General features: G+C 72.1%; 17 protein-coding genes and 2 tRNA genes. 11 read left to right on the top strand and 8 right to left on the bottom strand.

Going from position 1 to position 19865, the window contains the following annotated elements; translation table 11 throughout:
• Window positions 1–175: 175 nt before the first annotated feature.
• From AL2_RS19100 to AL2_RS19090, 3 genes are all read left to right on the top strand, one after another.
• A complete protein-coding gene (locus AL2_RS19100; protein WP_067635231.1) occupies window positions 176–2458 on the top strand; it encodes a substrate-binding and VWA domain-containing protein in 2283 nt (760 codons plus the stop codon).
• A gap of 277 nt (window positions 2459–2735) precedes the next feature.
• Window positions 2736–4241: an RNA polymerase sigma factor gene (locus tag AL2_RS19095; RefSeq protein ID WP_067635230.1), complete on the top strand. Its 1506-nt coding sequence runs from the start codon at window positions 2736–2738 to the stop codon at window positions 4239–4241.
• Between the two features lie 217 nt (window positions 4242–4458).
• Window positions 4459–5931 carry an RNA polymerase sigma factor gene (locus AL2_RS19090; protein WP_067635229.1) on the top strand — a complete coding sequence of 491 codons (1473 nt, stop codon included), beginning with the start codon at window positions 4459–4461 and terminating at the stop codon, window positions 5929–5931.
• Between the two features lie 45 nt (window positions 5932–5976).
• Here AL2_RS19090 and AL2_RS19085 read toward each other — a convergent pair whose 3' ends face one another.
• Entirely contained in the window at window positions 5977–7062 is a 1086-nt protein-coding gene (locus AL2_RS19085) for a phosphotransferase family protein (protein WP_067635228.1), read from the bottom strand.
• 454 nt (window positions 7063–7516) lie between these two features.
• On the opposite strand from AL2_RS19085, the gene AL2_RS19080 reads away from it, so the two are divergent.
• Window positions 7517–8209 carry a hypothetical protein gene (locus AL2_RS19080; protein WP_067635227.1) on the top strand — a complete coding sequence of 231 codons (693 nt, stop codon included), beginning with the start codon at window positions 7517–7519 and terminating at the stop codon, window positions 8207–8209.
• Between the two features lie 4 nt (window positions 8210–8213).
• Here the strand turns inward: AL2_RS19080 and pdxR are convergent, their stop codons facing one another.
• Window positions 8214–9581, bottom strand: coding sequence for a MocR-like pyridoxine biosynthesis transcription factor PdxR (gene pdxR / locus AL2_RS19075; protein WP_376741299.1), 1368 nt, complete (start codon window positions 9579–9581; stop codon window positions 8214–8216).
• A 69-nt stretch (window positions 9582–9650) separates the two neighbouring features.
• On the opposite strand from pdxR, the gene AL2_RS19070 reads away from it, so the two are divergent.
• The 7 genes from AL2_RS19070 to AL2_RS19040 all read left to right on the top strand — a co-directional run bounded on the left by AL2_RS19070 (window position 9651) and on the right by AL2_RS19040 (window position 14823).
• Window positions 9651–10301, top strand: a complete 651-nt coding sequence (locus tag AL2_RS19070; protein ID WP_067635225.1) for a pyridoxamine 5'-phosphate oxidase family protein — start codon at window positions 9651–9653, stop codon at window positions 10299–10301.
• Window positions 10302–10353: 52 nt separating this feature from the next.
• On the top strand, window positions 10354–10950 hold the full coding sequence (gene orn, locus AL2_RS19065; RefSeq protein WP_067635224.1) for an oligoribonuclease: 597 nt from the start codon (window positions 10354–10356) through the stop codon (window positions 10948–10950).
• Between the two features lie 55 nt (window positions 10951–11005).
• Window positions 11006–11081, top strand: a tRNA-His gene (locus AL2_RS19060).
• Between the two features lie 121 nt (window positions 11082–11202).
• Window positions 11203–11769 (top strand): response regulator transcription factor, encoded by a 567-nt coding sequence (locus AL2_RS19055; protein WP_067635223.1) that lies wholly within the window; start codon window positions 11203–11205, stop codon window positions 11767–11769.
• Between the two features lie 82 nt (window positions 11770–11851).
• A tRNA-Lys gene (locus AL2_RS19050) sits at window positions 11852–11924 on the top strand.
• A 494-nt stretch (window positions 11925–12418) separates the two neighbouring features.
• Entirely contained in the window at window positions 12419–13120 is a 702-nt protein-coding gene (locus AL2_RS19045; RefSeq protein ID WP_083946662.1) for a YcnI family copper-binding membrane protein, read from the top strand.
• Window positions 13120–14823, top strand: a complete 1704-nt coding sequence (locus tag AL2_RS19040; protein WP_067635222.1) for a copper resistance CopC/CopD family protein — start codon at window positions 13120–13122, stop codon at window positions 14821–14823. Before AL2_RS19045 ends, AL2_RS19040 begins: the two co-directional genes overlap by 1 nt.
• A gap of 121 nt (window positions 14824–14944) precedes the next feature.
• Here the strand turns inward: AL2_RS19040 and AL2_RS19035 are convergent, their stop codons facing one another.
• From AL2_RS19035 to AL2_RS19010, 6 genes are all read right to left on the bottom strand, one after another.
• Window positions 14945–16186, bottom strand: coding sequence for a styrene monooxygenase/indole monooxygenase family protein (locus AL2_RS19035; protein WP_067635221.1), 1242 nt, complete (start codon window positions 16184–16186; stop codon window positions 14945–14947).
• An 18-nt stretch (window positions 16187–16204) separates the two neighbouring features.
• Window positions 16205–16810 carry a GTP-binding protein gene (locus AL2_RS19030; protein WP_067635382.1) on the bottom strand — a complete coding sequence of 202 codons (606 nt, stop codon included), beginning with the start codon at window positions 16808–16810 and terminating at the stop codon, window positions 16205–16207.
• Between the two features lie 55 nt (window positions 16811–16865).
• Window positions 16866–17207 carry a DUF742 domain-containing protein gene (locus AL2_RS19025; protein WP_067635220.1) on the bottom strand — a complete coding sequence of 114 codons (342 nt, stop codon included), beginning with the start codon at window positions 17205–17207 and terminating at the stop codon, window positions 16866–16868.
• Entirely contained in the window at window positions 17204–17644 is a 441-nt protein-coding gene (locus tag AL2_RS19020) for a roadblock/LC7 domain-containing protein (RefSeq protein WP_218003676.1), read from the bottom strand. The genes AL2_RS19025 and AL2_RS19020 overlap by 4 nt, the downstream gene beginning before the upstream one ends.
• The gene (locus AL2_RS19015; protein ID WP_067635219.1) at window positions 17641–18615 is read right to left on the bottom strand and encodes a sensor histidine kinase; all 975 of its coding nucleotides are present in this window, start codon (window positions 18613–18615) and stop codon (window positions 17641–17643) included. The genes AL2_RS19020 and AL2_RS19015 overlap by 4 nt, the downstream gene beginning before the upstream one ends.
• 389 nt (window positions 18616–19004) lie before the next feature.
• The gene (locus AL2_RS19010; protein WP_067635218.1) at window positions 19005–19853 is read right to left on the bottom strand and encodes a M23 family metallopeptidase; all 849 of its coding nucleotides are present in this window, start codon (window positions 19851–19853) and stop codon (window positions 19005–19007) included.
• Between the last annotated feature and the right edge of the window lie 12 nt (window positions 19854–19865).

The raw sequence follows: 19865 nt of genomic DNA, 5'->3' as shown, positions 1-19865 counted from the left end.
GCCGATCCGTACCGCCGCGGTTGCGGTCCGTGACGGCCAGGGGCAATGCCAGGTTCGTCGGGACATACGGTGATGACCTGCGTCATTATCAGTTTTGAGTTCTTTGTAACCTCTGGTTCGTACTACTACAGTGCCGGGGAACATCGGCGGGTTTCTGGTGAATCGAGGGCAGGCCATGAGCGGACGTCATCGCAATGACTTCCCTGAGGGGATGGACGGCGGTTACGACCCGTCCAGGCCCGTCTTCGGCCCGGCCAACGACGGGTCGTCCGACTGGTTCGGCGGGCGGGACGGCCAGGGCCGGCCGCTCTCCCAGCCCCCTGCGGGGCCGCAGGGCGCGCCGCCCGGCGCTTCGGGCGAGACGCCGGAGTGGTTCACGCCGCGGCAGTCGTCGGAGGAGCCGGTCTACGGCTCCGGCGGCTTCAGCGGCGCTTCCGACGCGGGCGGCTACGGGCTCGGGCGGTCCGGCGGGTACCCGCAGGGCGAGCCGCGGCAGTCGTCCCCGCAGGGCCCCCCGCCCGAGTCCTCGCCGCTCGCCGGCACCGGGTACAGCGAGTACGACTCGATCAGCCGCTCGGACGGCGGCCCGTCGGGGTTCTTCGGCGGCGGGTCAGGCGGGTCCAGCGGCCCGGGTGGTTCGGGCGGTTCGGGCGGTTCCGGCGGCTACGGCGGCGGATCGGGCGGCTATGACAGCGGGTCCGGCGGCTACGAGTACGGGCGCCGCAAGCGCAAGCGCAGCGCGACCGCGCTGATCGGGCCGATGGCCGGGGCCGTGGGGCTGGCGCTGCTGCTCGGCGTCGGCGTCTACGCGTTCGCCGAGAGCGGCGGCGGCTGCTCCGGCGACGACGCGCTGAACCTGTCGGTCGCGGCGGCGCCGGACATCGCGCCGGTCGTGGAGAAGGCCGCCGGACGCTTCAACGACGGCAAGAGCAAGGTCGACGGCAAGTGCGTCAAGGCGACGGTGAAGAAGGTCGAGCCGTCGGCGGTGACGCCGCTGCTGTCCGGGCAGGCCGTGGCCAGCGGGTCCAACGAGCGCCCCGACGTGTGGATCCCCGACTCGTCCCTGTGGATCTCGCTGGCCCAGGCCGGCGCCGAGGGCGGGGACAAGGGCGGCGTCATCTCCACCAAGACGTCGGTCGCGAAGAGCCCGATCGTCGTCGGGCTGCCGCAGTCCCTCGCCGTGCAGCTGAAGAAGCAGGGCATCACCGCGAGCCCGTCCTGGGACAACCTGCTGAAGGCCGCCGGCGGCACCGCGGGCGGCGCGGTGACCAAGAACCAGATGATCCCGGCGGGCTCGGTGCGGCTGGTCGTGCCCGACCCGATGCGGAACGCGGCCGGCATGGGCTCGCTCATGGTGACGAGCATGCTGCTGGCGAACGACCCCAACCGGGACTCGATCTTCACCGGCATCGTCCGGACGGTCCGGGAGAGCACCGTCCCCTCGACGGAGGCGGAGTTCTCGGCGTTCCGGAAGGACCAGGGCGGCAAGAAGCCGATCTCCCTGTCGTCCGAGCAGGCCCTCTACCAGTACAACCACACGAAGCCGGCGGAGCCCGCGGTGGCGCTGTACCCGATCGAGGGCACGCTGTCGATGGACTACCCGTTCACCGTCACCAGCAAGGACGACGCCAAGCAGAAGGCCGCCCGGTTGCTGGAGAAGGCGATGAGCACCGAGGCGACCCGCAAGGACGTCCACGAGCTGGGCTTCCGCACCCCGGACAGCAAGGCGCCGTCGGGCTTCACCCAGGCGGCCGGGGTCAGCCCCGCCAAGCCGCGGCAGCTGCCCACGCCCAAGAGCCAGGACGTCGCGAAGGTCATGCAGGCCTGGTCGAAGCTGTCGCTCGGCCTGCGCATGCTGACGCTGATCGACGTGTCCGGCTCGATGCTGGAGAAGGTCGGCCCGAACACCAACCGGCTGCAGGCGATCGCGCAGGTGTCGCAGGGCGGCCTGAGCATGATGTCGAACGACACCGAGATGGGCCAGTGGCTGTTCTCGACGAAGATGAACGGCGACCTGCCGTACAAGATCACGGTGCCGATCGGCGCGCTCGGCGACCGGATCGGGTCCAACACCCGGCGCGGCCTCGTCCTGTCGACGCTCAACCAGATGAAGCCGAAGCCGAACGGCGACACCGGCCTGTACCGGACGATGCTGGCCGCGTACAAGAAGATGAACGAGACCTACAAGCCGGAGTTCGGCAACTCGATCCTGCTGCTGACGGACGGCAAGAACGACGACGACGGCGGCCCCTCGCTGTCGTCGACGCTCAAGCAGCTGAAGGCCATGCAGGACCCGAACAAGCCGATCCAGGTGAACATGATCGGGTTCGGCAAGGGCGTGGACCGCAACGAGCTGGAGCAGATCGCCGCGGCCACCAACGGCAACGTCCAGGTCGCCCAGACGCCGCAGGAGATCTCCAAGATCTTCCTCAAGATGCTGTCCCGCCGGATCCAGTGATCACCTGTGGGTGATCTTACGGACGCGTCAGGTAGTTCTTGATTTTTCCTGCGGTTCAGTGTCAACCGGGCGCGTCGGCCGATCGTCCAACGTGTGGAGGCCCGACGGGGAGCGGGGCCGTCGGGCCTCCGACCTGCTTTCCCCCCGGCCCGTGACGGGGACGTGACCGCCGGGCGAGAACCGGCGGCGGGAGAGCGCACCGCTCCCCTCTTGGATCTTCCGGCCCGTCCCCGATGCCGCGGACGCGGAAGACGAACACTGCCCGCGGGAGGACCTCGTGTCCGGTTGGCCCAGTTACGACCGCGCCGACGACGAACGCCTGGCCCGGTCGCTGGCCGCAGGCGATCCGAGCGCGCTCATCCAGGTCATGGATCGCTACGCGGCCCGCCTGTACGACTACTGCCACGCGCTGCTGCGCGACCAGGACCAGGCGGCCGGCGCGCTGCACGACGCGCTCATCGCCGCCTACGCGCACGTCCCGGTCCTGCGCGAACCCGACCGGTTCCGCGGCTGGCTGTACGCGCTGGTCCGGGGCGAGTGCACGCGGCGGCTGCGCGACCCGGACCGGCCCGCCGGGCGGCACGAGGCGCCGGAGGCCGAGGACGGCTTCCTGGACGACGCGGAGCTCGCGCGGCGGCAGGAGACCCGCCGGCTCGTCCACAGCGCCCTGTCCGGGCTGCGCGGGCGCGAGCGCGAGGCGCTCGACCTCATGCTGCGGCACGGCCTGGACACCTTCGAGGTCGGCGGCGTCCTCGGCCTCGGCGCGCAGGAGGCGTCCGACCTGACCGGCGCCGCCCAGGCCCGCCTGGACGAGGCGATCGCCGCCCTGCACATCGCGCGCACCGGGCGCGGTGACTGCCCCGGTATCGCCGCCATCGCGGACGAGGGCGGCCGACCGGTGCCGCCGCCGGTCGTCCGCAAGCTCGTCCAGCACGTCGAGATGTGCCCGGCCTGCGACTCGCGGCGCGGCCGGGCGGTGCCCGCGGCGCGGCTCCTGCAGGTGCTGCCGGTCGCGATGATGCCGAACGACCTGCGCGGGCACGTCATGGCGACCGCCACCGACGCCGCGCTCGCCGCGGACATGGCGCACATCGCGCACCGCGCCGAGCCGCTCGACGAGTGGGGCTGGCCCGTCGTCGCCGACCGGGCGTCCACGCGGGACGCCTCCGAACGGCGCAGTTCCCGCGCGCTGTGGCCGGCGCTGGCCGCGGCCGCGGCCGTCATCGTGATCGTGGCCGGGGCCTTCTACGTGATGTCGGGGTCGTCGCCCAGCGGCGGGACGAGCGCGCAGGGCCCGTCCGGCGGGGCGTCGGTGCTCGACCCGTCCTCGCCGCCGGATTCCGAGGAGCCGCTGGACTCGCCCACGCCCACGGAGAGCGACACGCCGACGCCCACCCCCACGACGACGTCCGCGACTCCGACGCCGACCCGGACGCGCAAGCCGGAGTCCACCTCCTCCAAGCCGCGCCCGACCACGCAGAAGCCCGTGACGGGGACCTTGTCGGTGGGTTCCTGCACGATCAATCCGCCTGAGAACAGCTGCCAACTCCCCGTGCGCGCGGTTGGGGGCACGGTGCGATGGCGGGCCACGGGCGCGACCAACGGCTTCGCCGCGAGCGGCGGCGGCACCCTTGCCGCTGGTCGAACCGCCTACGCGCAGGTGAGTGGCAGCTGTGACCAACCCGGTACCTCCGGAACCGTCAGCTTCTCTCCCAGCGGCGTCGGTTCGGTCACCTGCGGTCCGCCGTCCGGGGGCGGTGGAAACCCGCAAAACGGCGGCTGATCGATCGGTGTGAGCTAGATCACTTTTATGTGACCGGGTGGCCTTCGACTAGGACAGATGGCCACACCGCGTACCGAACCCGTCACGGAATCTGCTCATACGGGAGAAATTCCAGCAGCTTGGTGGCAAGATCAGGCAACCAGAGTCGGCCGACAGGCGTCGGGGCTCGCCGGGGGCACGATCGACAACACCACCGAATTCGACTGGGAGGGTTCCCGTGGCCGGTGAGCCAGGGCCCGGGCGGAACGACGACCAGAGGCTGGCGGACTCGCTGCGAGCCGGGGACGTCATCGCCCTGACCGAGGTCTACGACACCTACGCGCCGTTCCTCTACGACTACTGCCACGGTCTGCTCCGCGACCGGGTGGAGGCGGCGGGCGCGCTCCGCAACGTCGTCATCGCGGCCCGCGAGCACGTCGACCGGCTCACCGAGCCGGACCGGCTGCGCGGCTGGCTCTACGCGATCGCCCGCAAGGAGTGCATGCGGCGCCGCGACAGCCCGAACCGGCACATCGGGCAGGAGGCGCCGGAGGCCGACGACGACCTGACCCCCGAGCAGCTCGCCCGCCGCGAGGAGCGCCGGCTGCTCGCGCACAGCGCGCTCGCCGCGCTGAACGGCCGGCAGCGGGAGGCGATCGACCTGTCGGTCCGGCACGAGCTGGACGAGGTCGACGTGTGCGGGGTCTTCGGGATCCCGCTGGAGGAGACGCTCGCGCTGGTCGCGAAGGCCCGCGAGGACCTCGCCGCCGCGCTGCGCGCCGCCCTCATCGCGCAGAACCACTGGAAGAACTGCCCGAGCGTCGCGGCGCTGACCGAGTCGTGGCCGCTGACGCCGCAGACGTCGGCGTCGCTCGTCCGGCATGTGGCGAGCTGCCCGGTGTGCGAGGTGCAGGAGACGCCGCCGCTGCCGCCGGACCGGCTGCTGTCGGTCCTGCCGATCGCGGCGATCCCGGCCGAGCTGCGGCTGGACGTGCTGACCGCCGCGACCGCCGGGGACCGCGCCGGGAACCGCCGCGCCATCGCCGCGTGGACCGAGCCGTTCGACGAGTACGGATGGCCGCTCCCCTACCAGCCGGCCGCGCCGCGCGGCCGCGACCGGTCGCCGCGGCGGCGCGCCCCGATGCTCGCGGCCGTCGCCGTGGCCGTCGGCGTGGCGGTCCTGTGCGTCGGCGCCTGGTCCTGGCTGCACAGCGGCGGCGGGGGGACGAACGCCTCGGCGACGGGTCCGGCGGTGCCCGGCGACAGCGGCTCGCCGGGGGACTCGCGCGTGCCCGAGGCGACGCCGACCGACCCGTCCCCCACGGTCACCTCGCCGTCCCCGACCGAGTCGAAGTCGCCGTCGAAGTCGCCGTCGCCGTCCAAGAGCCCGTCGAAGACGCCGACGACGAAGGCCCCGGCACCGCCGACCACGCGGGCTCCGGAGCCGCCGCGGCCGGGCAGGCTGTCCGTGGCCGGCTGCGCCATGGGCGACGGCGAATCCTGCGCCATCCGCATCACCGCCGTCGGCGGGCCGGTGGACTGGCGCGTGACGGGGACGTCCGGCGAGCTGCGCGCGAGCGGAGGCGGCCACCTGTCGTCGGGCGAGTCGGCGAGCGTGACGGTGTCCCGTACGAACGTCATCTGCTGGGGGCGCAAGAGCGGATCGGTGTCGGTGTCCCCCGGCGGCTCCGCCCGGGTCACCTACTGCTGACCGCGCCGTCCGCCGGGCGGGAACGTCCGCCCGGCGGACGACCCTCTACGAGATCGAGCCGGTGTCCAGGGTCCGGTGGGCGCGGCCCAGCAGGAGGGGGACGCCGCCGCCGATCTGGTCGAAGCCCTCGCCCACGGTCGCGTTCTGCAGGAAGCGGGCGTGGATGCCCTCCAGGATGACCGCCAGCTTGAAGCAGGCGAACGCGACGTAGAAGTCGAGGTCGGCGAGGTCGAAGCCGGTCAGCGCCGCGTACCGGTCGGTGAACTCGCGGCGCGTGTAGAAGCCGGGCGCCGAGGTGATCGTCGCGCCGACGGGGAGCTCCTCGGCGTCGGCGGCCTCGGCCCAGTAGACGAGCGTCAGGCCCAGGTCGGAGAACGGGTCGCCCAGCGTCGACATCTCCCAGTCGACGACGGCCGCGATCTCGGGGCGCGGCTCCAGCCGGGCGAGGGCGTTGTCGAGCCGGAAGTCGCCGTGGACGAGCCGCGCCGGGGCGTCCGCCGGCAGCCGCTCGGCCAGCCGCGCGACGAGCCGGTCGTACTCGGGCAGGTCGCGGGTCGTCCCGGTGGCCCGGATCGCCTCCTGCGAGCTGTCCCACTGCTTGCCCCAGCGCTTGAGCTGGCGCTCCATGTAGCCGTTCGGACGCCCGAAGTCCGCCAGCCCGACGGCCGCCACGTCGACGGTGTGGATCGCCGCGAGGGCCTCCACCAGCGCGCCGGAGAGGCCGCGCGCCTGCTCGGGGGAGATGTCCTCGGCGTCCTCGCGGGTGCGCAGGACGCGGCCGTCGACGAAGTCCATGAGGTAGAAGCGGGCGCCGATGACGTCCTCGTCGTCGCAGAACGCCAGCGTGGTCGGCACCGGCACGGCCGTCCCGGCGCCGAGGGCGGACAGCACCCGGTACTCGCGCCCCATGTCGTGGGCCGTCGGAAGGACGTGCCCGAGCGGCGGCCTGCGCAGCACGACGCGGCGGCCGCCGTCCAGGGTGATCCCGTACGTCAGGTTCGACCGTCCGCCCGCGATCAGGTCGATCGCGGTGATCCGTCCCGACCCGGGCAGTTCGCGGGCCAGCCAGGACGCGAGGCGGGGGACGTCGATGCCGGGGACTCCGGCCGGAAGTTCTGCGTCAACGGTCATGACCCACTATTAGAACGCGGCTCGGTCCAGGCGGGGAACCCCACCCCCGTTTCCAGCCGCTCACCTGCGCGCGGACGCGAATACGCCCGATCCGTTGTCGGCCACTTCCGGCCGGTTTGCAGGGACGCCTCACCTGGCCTTCAGGATCCGGGCTGACCTGCACAAACCGGGCGACATCCGGCCTCTGGCCGACATTTCACCGAAAGTCTCTGGAGAAAAACCTGACTCCAGGTGGAATCTTTGGACACCGGGGGTACGCCTCAGCGACGACACCCGAGCGCGCGGGCCGCCCCCCGGCGCGGATGTCGGCAGCCGTCATCCCGGCCCATGAGACGGCAGGCTGGACTTATGAGTCTCGCTGGGCTAAGAGAATAGGACTAGACCACTCGGGACTAGACCGCCCGATTGGGGGGGACTCACCGTGGCAGACGCATGGCTGCCGGGAGCCGGACGCATGCCGGCACGACACGACGGCGGAGCGTTGCGGGGAGGTGCTCCCCGTGCCGTCTGGTGCGCCGGAGAGCACGATCCGCGCACCGTCTCCGCGCGCTCGGTGGCCGCCGACCTCGGCAAGGAGGGCCGGCCGGCGCACCTGGTGTGGCATCCCGGCACCGGCGAGATCGTCCAGCTCCTCCCGATCACCCGCGCGGCCCTGCTGCTCGGCGACCGCATCGGCCGGGAGGGCCGCGTCTGCGCGCAGATCATGGTGGTCGGCCAGTCCCGGACCCCGTTCACCGCCACCGGATCGCTGCTCACCGGCCTCGACGCGATCGTCCAGTGGCTGGACGACTGGGGCGTCGCGCGCCGCTGGCCCGCCGGTCCCCCGCTGCCGTCGCCGCAGTCCTACCACGCGAGCCGCAGCCGCAAGGAGTGGGCGCGCGGCGGCTACTACGGGGCGTCGCAGGTGCCGGCGCTCGGCCGTCCCGATCCGGGCGGCATCGACATCCGGCGCATCACCGGGCCCGACACCCCGGTCGCGCCGATCCCGAAGCCCCGCGCGCCGAGCGTGCCCGGCGGAGCCCGGCTGCTGCCCCGGCCGCGCACGCCCGACCCCGTCCGGCCGCCGCAGGGCGACCCGCCGGCCCCGGCGCCGCTGCGTCCGGCCTCGGAGCCCGTACCCGTCGGTCAGTCCGCCATGTCGAACTGACCCGTCAACCGCCCAGGCTCCGGACCACCTCGCAGCCCTTGCGCAGCTCGGTAAGGGTCGCGGCGGAGCCGTAGCCGATGACCAGACCGGACGCGCGCCTCGTCCCCGCGCAGTGCCGCTCCATAGTCTCCACCAGGACGCCCCGTTCGCCCGCTTCCGCCGAGATGCGCCGCGCCTCGGCCTCGGGGACGTCCACCACCAGATGCAGACCCGCCGTGTCGCCGCGCAGCGGAAGGCCGTCCAGCGCCCGCACGACCACCTCCCGGCGCCGCGCGTACTCGGCGCGCATCCGCCGGATGTACCTGTCGAGATCGCCGCGTTCCAGGAGAAGGCGCAGCGCGTCCTGCGGGACGATGGCCGTGCGGTCGTTCAACTGCTCCCGGCGCAGCGCCACGTCCCCCACGAGGTCGGGACGTCCCGCCAGCCAGCCGACGCCCATGTCCGTGGTGAGGATCTTCGCCGTCGTGCCGAGATAGACCACCACGTCGGGGTCGAGCCCGTACAAGGCGGGCAGGGGCGCCACGTCGAACCTGAACTCGCCGTCGTAGTCGTCCTCGGCGATGAGCGCCCCGTTACGCCTCGCCCATGCGAGCAGGGCCCGCCGGCGCGGGACGGGCAGGACGCCGCCCATCGGGTACTGGTGCGACGGCGTCGTGTAGACGAGGCGCAAATCGTCGGGCAAGCCGTCGACGATGAGGCCGTGCTCATCGACAGGGCACGGCACGAGTTCCGCGCCACGTCCCTCAAGGACGATGCGTGCCTTCCGATAGCCGGGATCCTCTACCCCCACGCGGTCGCCAGGGCGAAGCACGGTCGCGGCCAGGAGATCGAGCCCGTTCGTCGCTCCCCGCGTCACCAGGAGCCCGTCCAGAGGACAGCTCACGCCGCGGCTACGCCTGAGGTAGTCGGTGAGCGCCGCCCGCAGTCCCGGCAGGCCGTGCGGGTCCTGGCGCTGTTGCGGTGGCATGCCCGCGGCCAGTCGCCATGCTCTGCGCCATGCCGGTGTGTCCAGGGCCCCGATCCAGGCGACGCCCGGTCTCAGGTCGATCTCATGTGGAGCCGCAGCCCTCCGTGCCGGTCTCGTCGCCGGTCTCTGCGGCTTGGGCACGGGCGCGGCGGCGACGCCTTCGGTCACGTACGTCCCGGACCCGTGGCGTCCTTCCAGCCAGCCCTCGGCATACAGCTGCTCGTAGGCCTCCGTCACCACCGTCCGGCTGACGCCCAGCGACTCGCCCAGGGCCCTGCTGGACGGAAGCCGCTCCCCCGCGGCAAGCCGTCCGGCCGTCATCGCGTCCCGCAACTGGCCGACGAGCTGAGCGCTCATCGGCTCCTTCGCGCCCCGGTCGACGACGAGGGGCAGATCGATCGACAAAGTGGTCTCCGGCTTTGAGTGCCAAGTGGCCATACCGGCCAGGCCACTCTCCCTCTAGCGTAAACGGACATGACCCCACTCTCATCGACCGCCCGCACGCGCCTCACCAGGGCCCCGGAACGCGGCAGCGCGGACCGCTCCGTCCTCTACGAGATCCTGGACGCCGGCATGATCTGCCACCTCGGCGTCGTCGTGAACGGCTCCCCGCGCGTCCTGCCCACCTGCTACGGCCGCCTGGACGACACCCTGTACGTCCACGGCTCCAGCGGCGCGAGCAGCCTCATGGCCGCCCCGTCCCAGGAGATCTGCGTCACCGTCACCCACCTGGACGGCCTCGTCCTCGCCCGGTCCGTCTTCCACCACTCGGTCAACTACCGCAGCGCCGTCATCTTCGGGACGCCCGAACTCGTCACCGACCCGGACGAGAAGCTGACCGGACTGCGCACCGTCGTCGACCACCTCGTCCCCGGCCGATGGGACGCGGCCCGCGGGCCCAACCGGAAGGAACTCGCCGCGACCTCGGTGATCGCCCTCTCCCTGGAGGAGGCCTCCATCAAGATCCGCCAGGCCCCGCCCTCCGACGACGAAGAGGACTACGCCCTCGACACCTGGGCCGGCGTCATCCCTGTCACCCAGATATTCGGGACGCCCTCCCCCGACCCGCTACTCCGCCCGGGCATCGCCATTCCAGGGCATATCGCCCGCCGTGTGACCTCCTAATTCCATCCCGCTCAATGCCCCGCGCAGTCGTCCATGGCCGTAGGGTGAATCCATGAACGAGCGGCTGGTCTGGATCGACTGCGAGATGACAGGACTCGACCTGCGCAACGACGCGCTCATCGAGATAGCCGCGCTGGTCACCGATAGCGAGCTCAACATCCTCGACGAGGGCGTCGACGTCGTCATCAAGCCGCCCCCCGAGACCGTGACCCAGATGACCAAAGTCGTCCGGGACATGCACACCACGTCCGGGCTCCTGGAGGCGCTCCCCAGCGGCATCACCCTCGCCGAGGCCGAGGAGATCGTCCTCAGCTACATCCGGACCCACGTGAAGGACGCCAAGAAGGCGCCCCTGTGCGGCAACTCCATCGCCACCGACCGGTCCTTCCTGGCCCGCGACATGCCCGCCCTCGACGCGCACCTCCACTACCGCATGGTGGACGTCTCCTCCATCAAGGAACTGGCCCGCCGCTGGTACCCGCGCGTGTACTTCGCCAGCCCGGAGAAGAAGGGCGGCCACCGCGCCCTCGCCGACATCACCGAGAGCATCCAGGAACTGCGCTACTACCGCGCCGCCGTCTTCGTCCCGCAGCCCGGCCCCGACTCCGACATGGCGCGCTCCATCGCCGCCAAGGTCTCCTCCGGCTGACCCACCCTCACGGAGCCGCTACACTACTGGGAGCCGGGACGCGCTCCCGGCCGCGGTGGGTGTAGCTCAGCTGGCAGAGCACTTGGTTGTGGTCCAAGATGTCGGGGGTTCAAGTCCCCTCACTCACCCCAGGTGCGGGGCCCCGGTCATAAGGCCGGGGCCTTCGTCGTGTGCGGCGCGGTCCATCGACTCTTGAAGATGGTCCCGTTATGCTCCGTCCCTATAAATGTCAACGACACGTCAAGGGCAGCGATGAGTGTCGACGAGACGGCCCCCTTGCGCGTCCTCGTGGTGGACGCCGATCCCCGGGTCCGCGCGGACGTGATCTCCCTCCTCAACGCCGGCGACGACCTCCGGGTCGTCGCCGACACCCCCGACCCCCTGACCGCCCTCACCCTCGCCGAGCGCCTGCGTCCCGACATCGTCCTGCTCGACGCGCCCGCCGCCGCCCACACGGCCGCCCTCAGCGCCGCCTCCCGCGTCTTCCTCCACTCCGACGACCAGCCCGCGGTCGAGACCGCCCTGCGCGCCGGCGCCTGCGGCCACCTCGTCCCCGGCTCCTTCACCGTCCGCGACCTCATCCGGGGCGTCCGCGACGCGTCCCGCACCACCCTCGGCCTGTCCGCCCGCGAGTCCGAGGTCATGGACCTCATCGCCACCGGACGCTCCAACGGCGAGATCGCCCGCCAGCTCTTCCTGTCCGAGAAGACCGTCAAGAACCACGTCAACCGCATCTACGCCAAGCTCGGCGTCAGCTCCCGCGCCACCGCCATCGCCCTCTGGCGCGGCATGGTCAGCGTCCTCCCCGTCCGGGAGTAACCGATTCGCACTGCCCCGCGGCCCCTGGTACTGTTCTTCCTGTCGCAAGGGCCCCCGGCCACGGCCGAGGCCCCCCAGACATGCGCCGTTAGCTCAATTGGCAGAGCAGCGGACTCTTAATCCGCGGGTTCGGGGTTCAAGTCCCTGACGGCGCACTCGGGCACCCCTGTTCGCAAGCCTTCGGCTTGCTTCGCGGGTGCCTTGCCTTTTATTGGGGGGCGACCCCCCATTTTCCCTCCGGTGGCCTGTGCGGGCCCGTGTTCGCAAGCCTGCGGTTTGATCCGCGGGTGCGTTGCCTTTGTTGGGCCCCATACCTCGATCCCGGTCATCCCAGGCTTCAAAGGCCCTCTCGTTCATTCGCAGTCCCCTGCGAGTGCGAGGTGAACCGGTCGCACCGTCTCCAGACGCGAGGACGCAGGCGTACGCGTACAGGCGGTGCTCGCGCCGCCCCAGAAGTGCGACTCACGTCAGCAAGACCCGAGCCCCGATCACCTCATGCTGGGGGCACGGCTAGCGCAAGCCATGCCGCACACCTGTTGACCAGGACACACAGCCTCTGGCTTGCATTTTTCTAGGCGAGACATGTAAAAACTAGAACATTCGTAAAAACCTCGCCCATCCCCGCTGCACCGCCGCGCCTGGAGGCACCATGCCCGCTCCGTCCGTCGTCGGCCGCGCTCTGATCACCGGCTCGGTCACCGCCACCGCGCTGATCACGGCGCTGGCCTCGGCCGCGTTCGCGCACGTCACCATCAGTCCGAACACGGCCGAGCCGGGCGGCTACGGAGCCGTCACCGTGCGGGTCCCCAACGAGAAGCCCGACGCCGACACCACCAAGGTGGAGTTGTTCCTGCCCTCCGATCACCCCATCGCCTCCGTTCTCGTCCAGCCCACCCCCGGCTGGAAGGTCGAGACCACCGTCGACCGGCTGGAGCAGCCGATCAAGACCGGCAAGGGAGAGGTGACCGAGGCGGTCACGAAGATCGTCTGGTCCGGCGGGAAGATCGCCCCGAGGCAGTTCCAGCAGTTCGGCGTCTCGCTGGGTCCGCTGCCCACCGACACCCCCAAGCTGTACTTCAAGGCCCTGCAGACCTACACCGACGAGTCCGGTAAGACCGACGTCGTCCGGTGGATCGACATCCCGAGCGGCACCGAGAAGCCCGAACACCCCGCGCCGTCGCTCAGCCTGGTCAAGCAGGCCGCTCCAGCGACGACCCCCGCGGCCGCGTCGACCGGGACCGAGGACGAGGGCGGCAGTACGGCGTCCACCGTCCTCGGGGCGGCCGCGCTCCTGGTCGCGCTGGTCGCGCTGGCCACCGGGGTGTTCGCCCGCCGACGGCCGTCGCGCTGATGAACCACCGGCTCACCCTGCGGCTGGTCACGCTCGCGCTCGCCCTCATCGTGCCGGCCCTCATCGCGCCGGTCTTCCTGGCCGGACCCGCGGATGCGCACACGATGCTGCGCTCCTCCTCCCCTGCCGACGGTGAGGTCGTGACCGGGACACCGGCGCGCGTGATCCTGACCTTCACTGAGCCGGTACGCCCCGTGACCGGTGGGATCCGGGTGCTCGGCCCGGCCGGCCAGGACGTGGGCGGGGCCGTCTCGGCGGAGGGCTCCGGCGTCACGGTGGCGGTGCGCCCGCCGGCCGACGCGGACGCCGTGCAGGGCACGTACACGGTGAGCTGGCGGGTGGTCTCGGCCGATTCCCATCCGGTCGCCGGCGCCTTCACCTTCGCGGTCGGCCACCCGAGCGCCGCCCAGGCCGGGGGCGTCCGCGGGGACGGGAGCGCGGCCGATCTCCCGGATGGGGCCCGGACCGTGCCGGTGCTGCGCTCCGTCGCGCGCTTTCTGGGGTACGCGGGTTTCGCGATGCTCGCGGGGGCGGCGGCCTTCTGCGCCTACGCCTTCAGCGGGGGGCCGGAGCTGCGCGGGTTGCGACGGGTGATGGCGGCCGGTTGGGCGGCACTGGTCGCCGGTGCGCTCGGCGCCCTGCTGCTGCACGCTCCTTACATCAACGGGACGTCCCTGGCCTCGGCGTTCCGTCCGGCTTCGCTGCGTGAGACGGTGCTCGATCCGGCCGGTCGCGCACTCGTGGTCCAGGCGGCCATCGCGGTCGTGTCGCCCCTGCTCCTCTACCGGGCCTGGGCCGGGCTGCCGGGTTCGCGTGCGAAGGAACGGCTGGTGTTCGGGGTCTGCGCCGCGGTGGCGGCCTGCGCCCTCGCGGTGACCTGGCCGTTGTCCGGGCACGCCGTCGCGGGCCCGCGTCCGCTGCTCACCACGGTGGCGGGCACCGCGCACGTGTGCGCGATGGGGCTGTGGGTGGGCGGCCTGGCCGCCCTCGCGGTGACCGTCCGGGCCCGTGCCGGAGATCCGGCGGCGGGCACCGCGGCCGCTCGCTTCTCGTGGGTCGCGGCGGGCAGCGTCGCCGTGCTCGCGCTCACGGGCCTGCATCAGGCCCGCCTGCGGGTGGAGACACCGGAGGCGCTCACGACCACCGGCTACGGGGTGACGCTCCTCGTCAAGCTCGCACTCGTCGCCGGCGTGGTGGCGGTCGCCTTCTTCTCGCGGCGCGTCCTGCAACGGCGGAAGAGCGCGGCCGTGCCCGTCCGGCTGGGCCGGCTGGTGGCCGTGGAGACGGCCGGGACGCTGGCCGTCATCATGGTGACGGCGCCGCTCGTGTCGATGCAGCCCGCGGGGACGGCGTTCGCCGCCAAGCCGGTCACGTTGACCGCCGGGTTCGACACCGGCGGCGCCGAAGGGTCCGGCACTCTCGCGATCCGCATGCCCAACCGGGCGCGCGGGCTCACCGATTCGGTCGTCCGCGTCCGGGACGGCTCCGGCAGGCCGAAGGACGTGGCCGAGCTGACCATCGCGTGGTCGCAACCCGATCGGCGCATCGGGCCGATCGACGCACGGGTGGACCGGCTGGCCGCCGGCCGCTACTCGGCCCGCACTCCGCCGCTCACCGCGGCGGGGCGCTGGCTGATCTCGGTGACCGTGCGGACCGGTGAGATCGACCAGGCCAAGGTACGGCTGGCGCACACACTTCGTTGACGGGCGTCGTCGCCGTCGCCGATCGTGCGGGCCGGTTCGGAGAGGAGGGGGTTGCAGTGCCTCTTCAAGCGCTGCCCGTCCCCGCGGGCGGCCACACGGGCCTCGTACAACCCCCGGACCGCTAGTGCGGCGCCGGACCGGTGACCGTCGCCAGGTACTCCTCGGTCTTGGCCGGGTCGAGGAGCCAGTTGGCGAAGTCGCCCGGATTGGCGTACCCGTAGGCGAACCGGTAGGCGACCGCCTCGTTCTCGGCGGCGATCGCCAGGACCTTCTGGACGTGCTCCGGCAATGGCCCGAGCATCATGTTCGTATAGGCGGTCGGGTACTGCGCGTACTCCCAGTAGGTCTCGAAGGTCTGCCGCATCCAGGCCGGATCGAAGGGCCGGTCACCGTGGCGGAGGATCGACTGGAAGTACACCTCGGCGCACCGCACCGCGTTGTTCGAGCCCTGCCCGGTGCACGGGTCGTTGGCGACGACGACGTCCGCCATGCCGAGTACGTGCGCGGTCGGCGACAGGTTCCCGACCGGATGCCGGACGACCGGCGCGTATCCCCCGTACAGAGTGCAGCGCGCATCGGTGGGTTCGGCGTCCACCGTGCGTTCGTACTCCCAGGGGGCGTACTGCCGCATGAGGTCCAGCGTCCGGGCGAGGTGGTCGGAAGGGCTCGGACGGTCGTCCCAGCAGTCGAACGGCCCGCCCGGCACCGCTTCCCACAGCAGGATGTCGCAGGGGCCGGTGTTCGTGTAGCCCGGCATGAAGAAGAGCTCGCCGATCCCCGGCGTGGCGGTGATGCGGACGTGGGGCTCGGGGTGGTCGGGCCACGGCGTCATCCCGTGCAGGTAGACGCACGACAGCCGCCGCTGCGGACGGTCGTACGGCGAGCGGCTCGCGTCCCGGTCGAACAGCTCCACCAGCTCGCCCTTGCCCGCCGCGATGATCGTCAGGTCGTAGAGGGCGGAGAGGCCCTCCAGGTCGGACGTCATCACGCTGTGGTAGACGGTGTTGCCGCCGCGTTCCTCGAACAGCTCCAGCCAGCCGGCCATCTTGACCCGCTGGTCCACCGACTGGGCGTAGTGGTCCCAGCGTCCGAGGGTCTGGAACGCGCGGGTGCCGGGCGGCGCCGCCACGGTCGCGCGCTGCGCGACGATCTGCGGGGCGCGGTCCTCCCAGAGGTTCAGGCCGTGGTCGCGCTCGATCTGCAGCTGCGGCCAGAAGATGCACTGCGTGGACATGATGCGGCCGCCCCGGATCTCGTCCGGGGTCCGCGCCGACATGACCGTCACCTCGTAGTCCTCGGCCTGCAGGCTCAGGGCCAGCTGCAGGCCGGCCTGCCCCGCTCCGACGATCAGGATCCTTCGCAACGTCTCCTCCTCCGGGGGTCAGCGGATGGCCGGCGCGCGGCCGGCGGTGCGGTCGAGGGTGTGGCCGAGCGTCCGCGTCAGGACGTCGACGGCCGAGGTCCGCTCGCGGGCGTCGCAGGTGATGAGGGGGACGCCGGGGTCCAGCCGGAGCGCCTCCCGGACCTGCCCGAGCGGATGGGTCTGCCGCCCGTCGAAGAGGTTCGCGGCCACGATGAACGGCACGTCGGAGTCGTTCTCGAAGTAGTTGACCGCCGGGAACGACACGTCCAGCCGCCGGGTGTCCACCAGGACGACGGCGCCGCTGGCCCCGCGGCACAGGTCGTCCCACATGGGCCAGAACCTCGGCTGGCCGGGCGTGCCGAACAGGTACAGCACCAGGTCGGACGCCAGGGTGACGCGGCCGAAGTCCATCGCGACGGTCGTGGTCGTCTTGCCACCGCCGCCACCGCCACCGCCGCCACCGCCGTCGCCGCCGTCGCCGCCGTCGCCGAGCCGGTCGACGTTCTTGGCGGCCTGCGTCATCCACGCCTCGGTGTTCACCGGCGGGATCTCCGAGATGGCCTCGACCAGGGTGGTCTTGCCGACGCCGAACCCGCCCGCGACGACGAGCTTGACCGAGGTCATGCCGCGCAGGGGCGAGCGCGGCGGGACGCCGGGGGCCGGCCTCGGCCCGGACGGGTCAGGCGAGCTCGCGTAGACCATCGATCACTCTTTCCAGGACGTGCGAGTCGTACGGCGAGACGTCCTCGGCGACGATCACGATCCGGTCGCCGGCGGCCAGGTCGGCGAGGAGGACCCGGGTGACGCCGAGCGGCACCCCGCAGTGGGCGGACAGTTCGGCGACCGATTCACCGCCGGCGTGCGCCCGCTCGTACAGCGCCCTGGCCTCGGGAAGGAGCCGCTCGGCGAACGCCGCGTCGTAGCCGCCGCCGGTGACGAGCGTGTGCACCAGCAGGTGCCGCCGGCCGCGGGTCCGTCCCCCGGTCAGCACGTAGGGCCGCACCCACGGATTGGCGCTCACGTCGCCGCCCGCTCGGTCATGCGGCGCAGGTCGTCGCGCATCTGGGGGGTGAGGACGTGCCCGACGGCGTGCACGAACTTGGTCATCTCGTGGGCGACGGCGCCGAGGTTCGCGCCCTCGCCGACCAGGACGACGAGCCCGGCGAGCTGCCCGATGCCCATGAACAGCAGGTGCCCGGTGGCGAACTTCAGCATGACCTGGTCGCAGCCGCCCGCGCCGACGTGCTTGGCGATGTTGTTGCCGATGCTGATCATGCCGCTGGTCAGCGCGGCCATCGGATCGACGAACTCCGACGGCATCGAGCCGGACTCGACGAGCGCCAGGCCGTCCGACGACACGATCAGCGCCAGCGTCACGCCGGGGGTGGCGGAGGCGAACTGTTTGAGCAGCCAGCCGAAGTCCTGCGGGCCCTTCGGCCCGGTGGCGGCGATGGTCACTGCCGTCCTTCCTCACGTTCTGCGCCGGCGGACCCGCCGGCGTCGCGGCGCGCGCCGGAGGTGAAGGCGTCCAGGTCGGCCGCGAACGAGCCGCCGCCGGGCGCCGGTTCCGGCCCGGGGGGCGCGGCGGCCGGGCGCAGGCTCGTGCGCTCCCGCCGCGGCAGCCCGCCGAGGTCGGTCACGGTCCCGGCGCCGCGTACGGCCGCGACCGGCCCGGCCGGACGTTCCGCGCCGCGCGCCATGGCCAGGTGCCCCATCCCCGCCGACCCGCCGGCGGGGGAGGCGGCGGGCTCGTCCGCCGGGATCTCGCAGAGCAGCGCGGGCGGGACGGTCACCATGGCGACCGTCCCGGTGGCCCTGGCGGCGAGCCGGACCCCGACGCCGTGCCTGCGGGCCAGCCGGTGCACCACGGGGAATCCGGTGGACCGCGCCGTCTCCCCCGTCATCGGCGGCACGGGGCCGGCGAGCGTCGCGTTCAGCCCGTCCAGCTGCGCGGGCGACATGCCGATGCCGGAGTCCTCGATCCGGATCATCACGGCGCCGTCGTCGAGCAGGCGGGCGCTGACGGTCACGTGCGCCGGCGAGTACCGGGTCGCGTTGTCGAGCAGCGCGGCGACGAGCGAGGCCAGGTCCTCGGCCGCGTAGGCGGCGACGGCGAGGTCCACCACGCGCAGGATCGTGACCTGCCGGTACTGCTCGATGGACGATTCGGCCATCCGCACGACGTCCAGCAGGGAGGTGTCGGGGCCGGAGAGCTCCTCGCCGTCCCGTCCGGCGAGCACCCGCAGGTCGCGGGCGGCCCGCCGCATCCGGGTCACGCCGTGGTCGATCCTGTAGAGGGCCTCCAGGCGGTCCGGGTCCTCCTCGCTCTCCTCCAGCAGGTCCATGGCCGGACGCATTTTCTCGGCGAGGACGAGGAACTGCAGGCAGAATCGTTCGCACAGTTCGGGCCACAGGTCCGGAGCCGCCATTCGCGGCGCGGACGGAATGGGCATCGGAACGGCCGCCCGGTATTCCGGCGGCACCTGGACCGCCGCATACGGGTCCGGTGACCTGCGCCTCCGCCATCTCACCGGCGGGCTCCGGGCGGTGTCGCGGACGCGTCCGCATCCCGGCCGATCCGGCTTTTCCTCACAGCGGCCTCTCCACCTGGGCGCGAGCAGCGGACAGCACGGCAGAGGCGCGGTGGGCGCCGATCGGCGAAATCGCCTGCTGCCGGGGGCATCGGTAAGAGTGGCACACCGGCGGACGACGATCAACGCATTCGGGCGTCCTGAGCGTTATATACGTCAAATAGCGAAATCTGGCGTTTGTTGCCGATAGCTGCGGTCCGGAATGCCGGAATCCGGATGTGCCGTTCTCAGCGTCCGGGTACTGGTGTCTCCGGGTTCTCGCAGGTGAAGGCGGTGCGAGTGCCGGGGACGCCCATCCGGGTCTGGCCGGCCGATGCGTAGGGGAAGGCGAACGGGATGCCGGCGGCGGCCAGCGGGCGAGGGCGGTCCATGAGGTGGAAGTGCAAGTGCGGCTCAGAGCTGTTCCCGGAGTTGCCGACCTCCCCGAGTACGTCGCCCGCGCGGACGCGGTCGCCCTTCGCCACGCGAAGCGAGCCCCGGCGCAGGTGTGCGAAGACCGCGTGCACGCCGTCGCCCAGGTCCAGGGTGACGGAGTTCCCGACGATGAACCGCCCCCCGGACAGGGTCAGCAGCGAGAGCACCTGCCGGAAGACCATGCCCTCGACCAGCAGGTAGAGGACGCCCGGCCAGGAGTTCCGGCTCCAGTGGTCGCGCTGCCACCCGCTGGCGTGGACGACCACGCCGTCGGCGGGGGCGAGCACGTCCTGGCCGAACGCCGGGAACGTCTCCGGGCGTGCCGCGAGCGGCCACCGGTGGATCGGGGTCCACGTCCGCGCCTCATCGGGCACGTGGACGAGGTCGATCGCGTACGTCTGACCCAGCTCGTGGGTTCCGTGGCTGGGCACCTTGTCGGCGGGGCTGTTGACCGGCACCCAGCGTCCGCGCACCGGGCCGCGGACCACGACGGGCTCCCGGTCCGAGGCGCCGCTGGGGACGAAGAACAGCACGATCCCGGCGACGATCAGGGCGGCTCCCGCCCAGAAGAGCGCGGCGACGCCGTGCAGGGACTCGGTCAGGGCCAGCAGTATGCCGAGCAGGAGGCACACGGTCCGGAAGCGGGCGATCGTCCTGAGCATCTCTTCTCCGAT

The sequence above is a fragment of the Actinomadura latina NBRC 106108 genome, from assembly GCF_001552195.1.
In the GTDB taxonomy this organism is placed as follows: Bacteria; Actinomycetota; Actinomycetes; order Streptosporangiales; family Streptosporangiaceae; genus Spirillospora; species Spirillospora latina.
This window is presented reverse-complemented; position numbering and strand designations above follow the sequence as displayed.

Coding starts and splice junctions, on each gene's coding strand:
- AL2_RS19055 (WP_067635223.1), top strand. CDS start 11,203: ATGAGTGTCGACGAGACGGCCCCCTTGCGCGTCCTCGTGGTGGACGCC.
- AL2_RS19045 (WP_083946662.1), top strand. CDS start 12,419: ATGCCCGCTCCGTCCGTCGTCGGCCGCGCTCTGATCACCGGCTCGGTC.
- AL2_RS19080 (WP_067635227.1), top strand. CDS start 7,517: ATGCCGGCACGACACGACGGCGGAGCGTTGCGGGGAGGTGCTCCCCGT.
- AL2_RS19040 (WP_067635222.1), top strand. CDS start 13,120: ATGAACCACCGGCTCACCCTGCGGCTGGTCACGCTCGCGCTCGCCCTC.
- orn (WP_067635224.1), top strand. CDS start 10,354: ATGAACGAGCGGCTGGTCTGGATCGACTGCGAGATGACAGGACTCGAC.
- AL2_RS19010 (WP_067635218.1), bottom strand. CDS start 19,853: ATGCTCAGGACGATCGCCCGCTTCCGGACCGTGTGCCTCCTGCTCGGC.
- AL2_RS19070 (WP_067635225.1), top strand. CDS start 9,651: ATGACCCCACTCTCATCGACCGCCCGCACGCGCCTCACCAGGGCCCCG.
- AL2_RS19085 (WP_067635228.1), bottom strand. CDS start 7,062: ATGACCGTTGACGCAGAACTTCCGGCCGGAGTCCCCGGCATCGACGTC.
- AL2_RS19015 (WP_067635219.1), bottom strand. CDS start 18,615: ATGGCGGCTCCGGACCTGTGGCCCGAACTGTGCGAACGATTCTGCCTG.
- AL2_RS19100 (WP_067635231.1), top strand. CDS start 176: ATGAGCGGACGTCATCGCAATGACTTCCCTGAGGGGATGGACGGCGGT.
- AL2_RS19030 (WP_067635382.1), bottom strand. CDS start 16,810: ATGACCTCGGTCAAGCTCGTCGTCGCGGGCGGGTTCGGCGTCGGCAAG.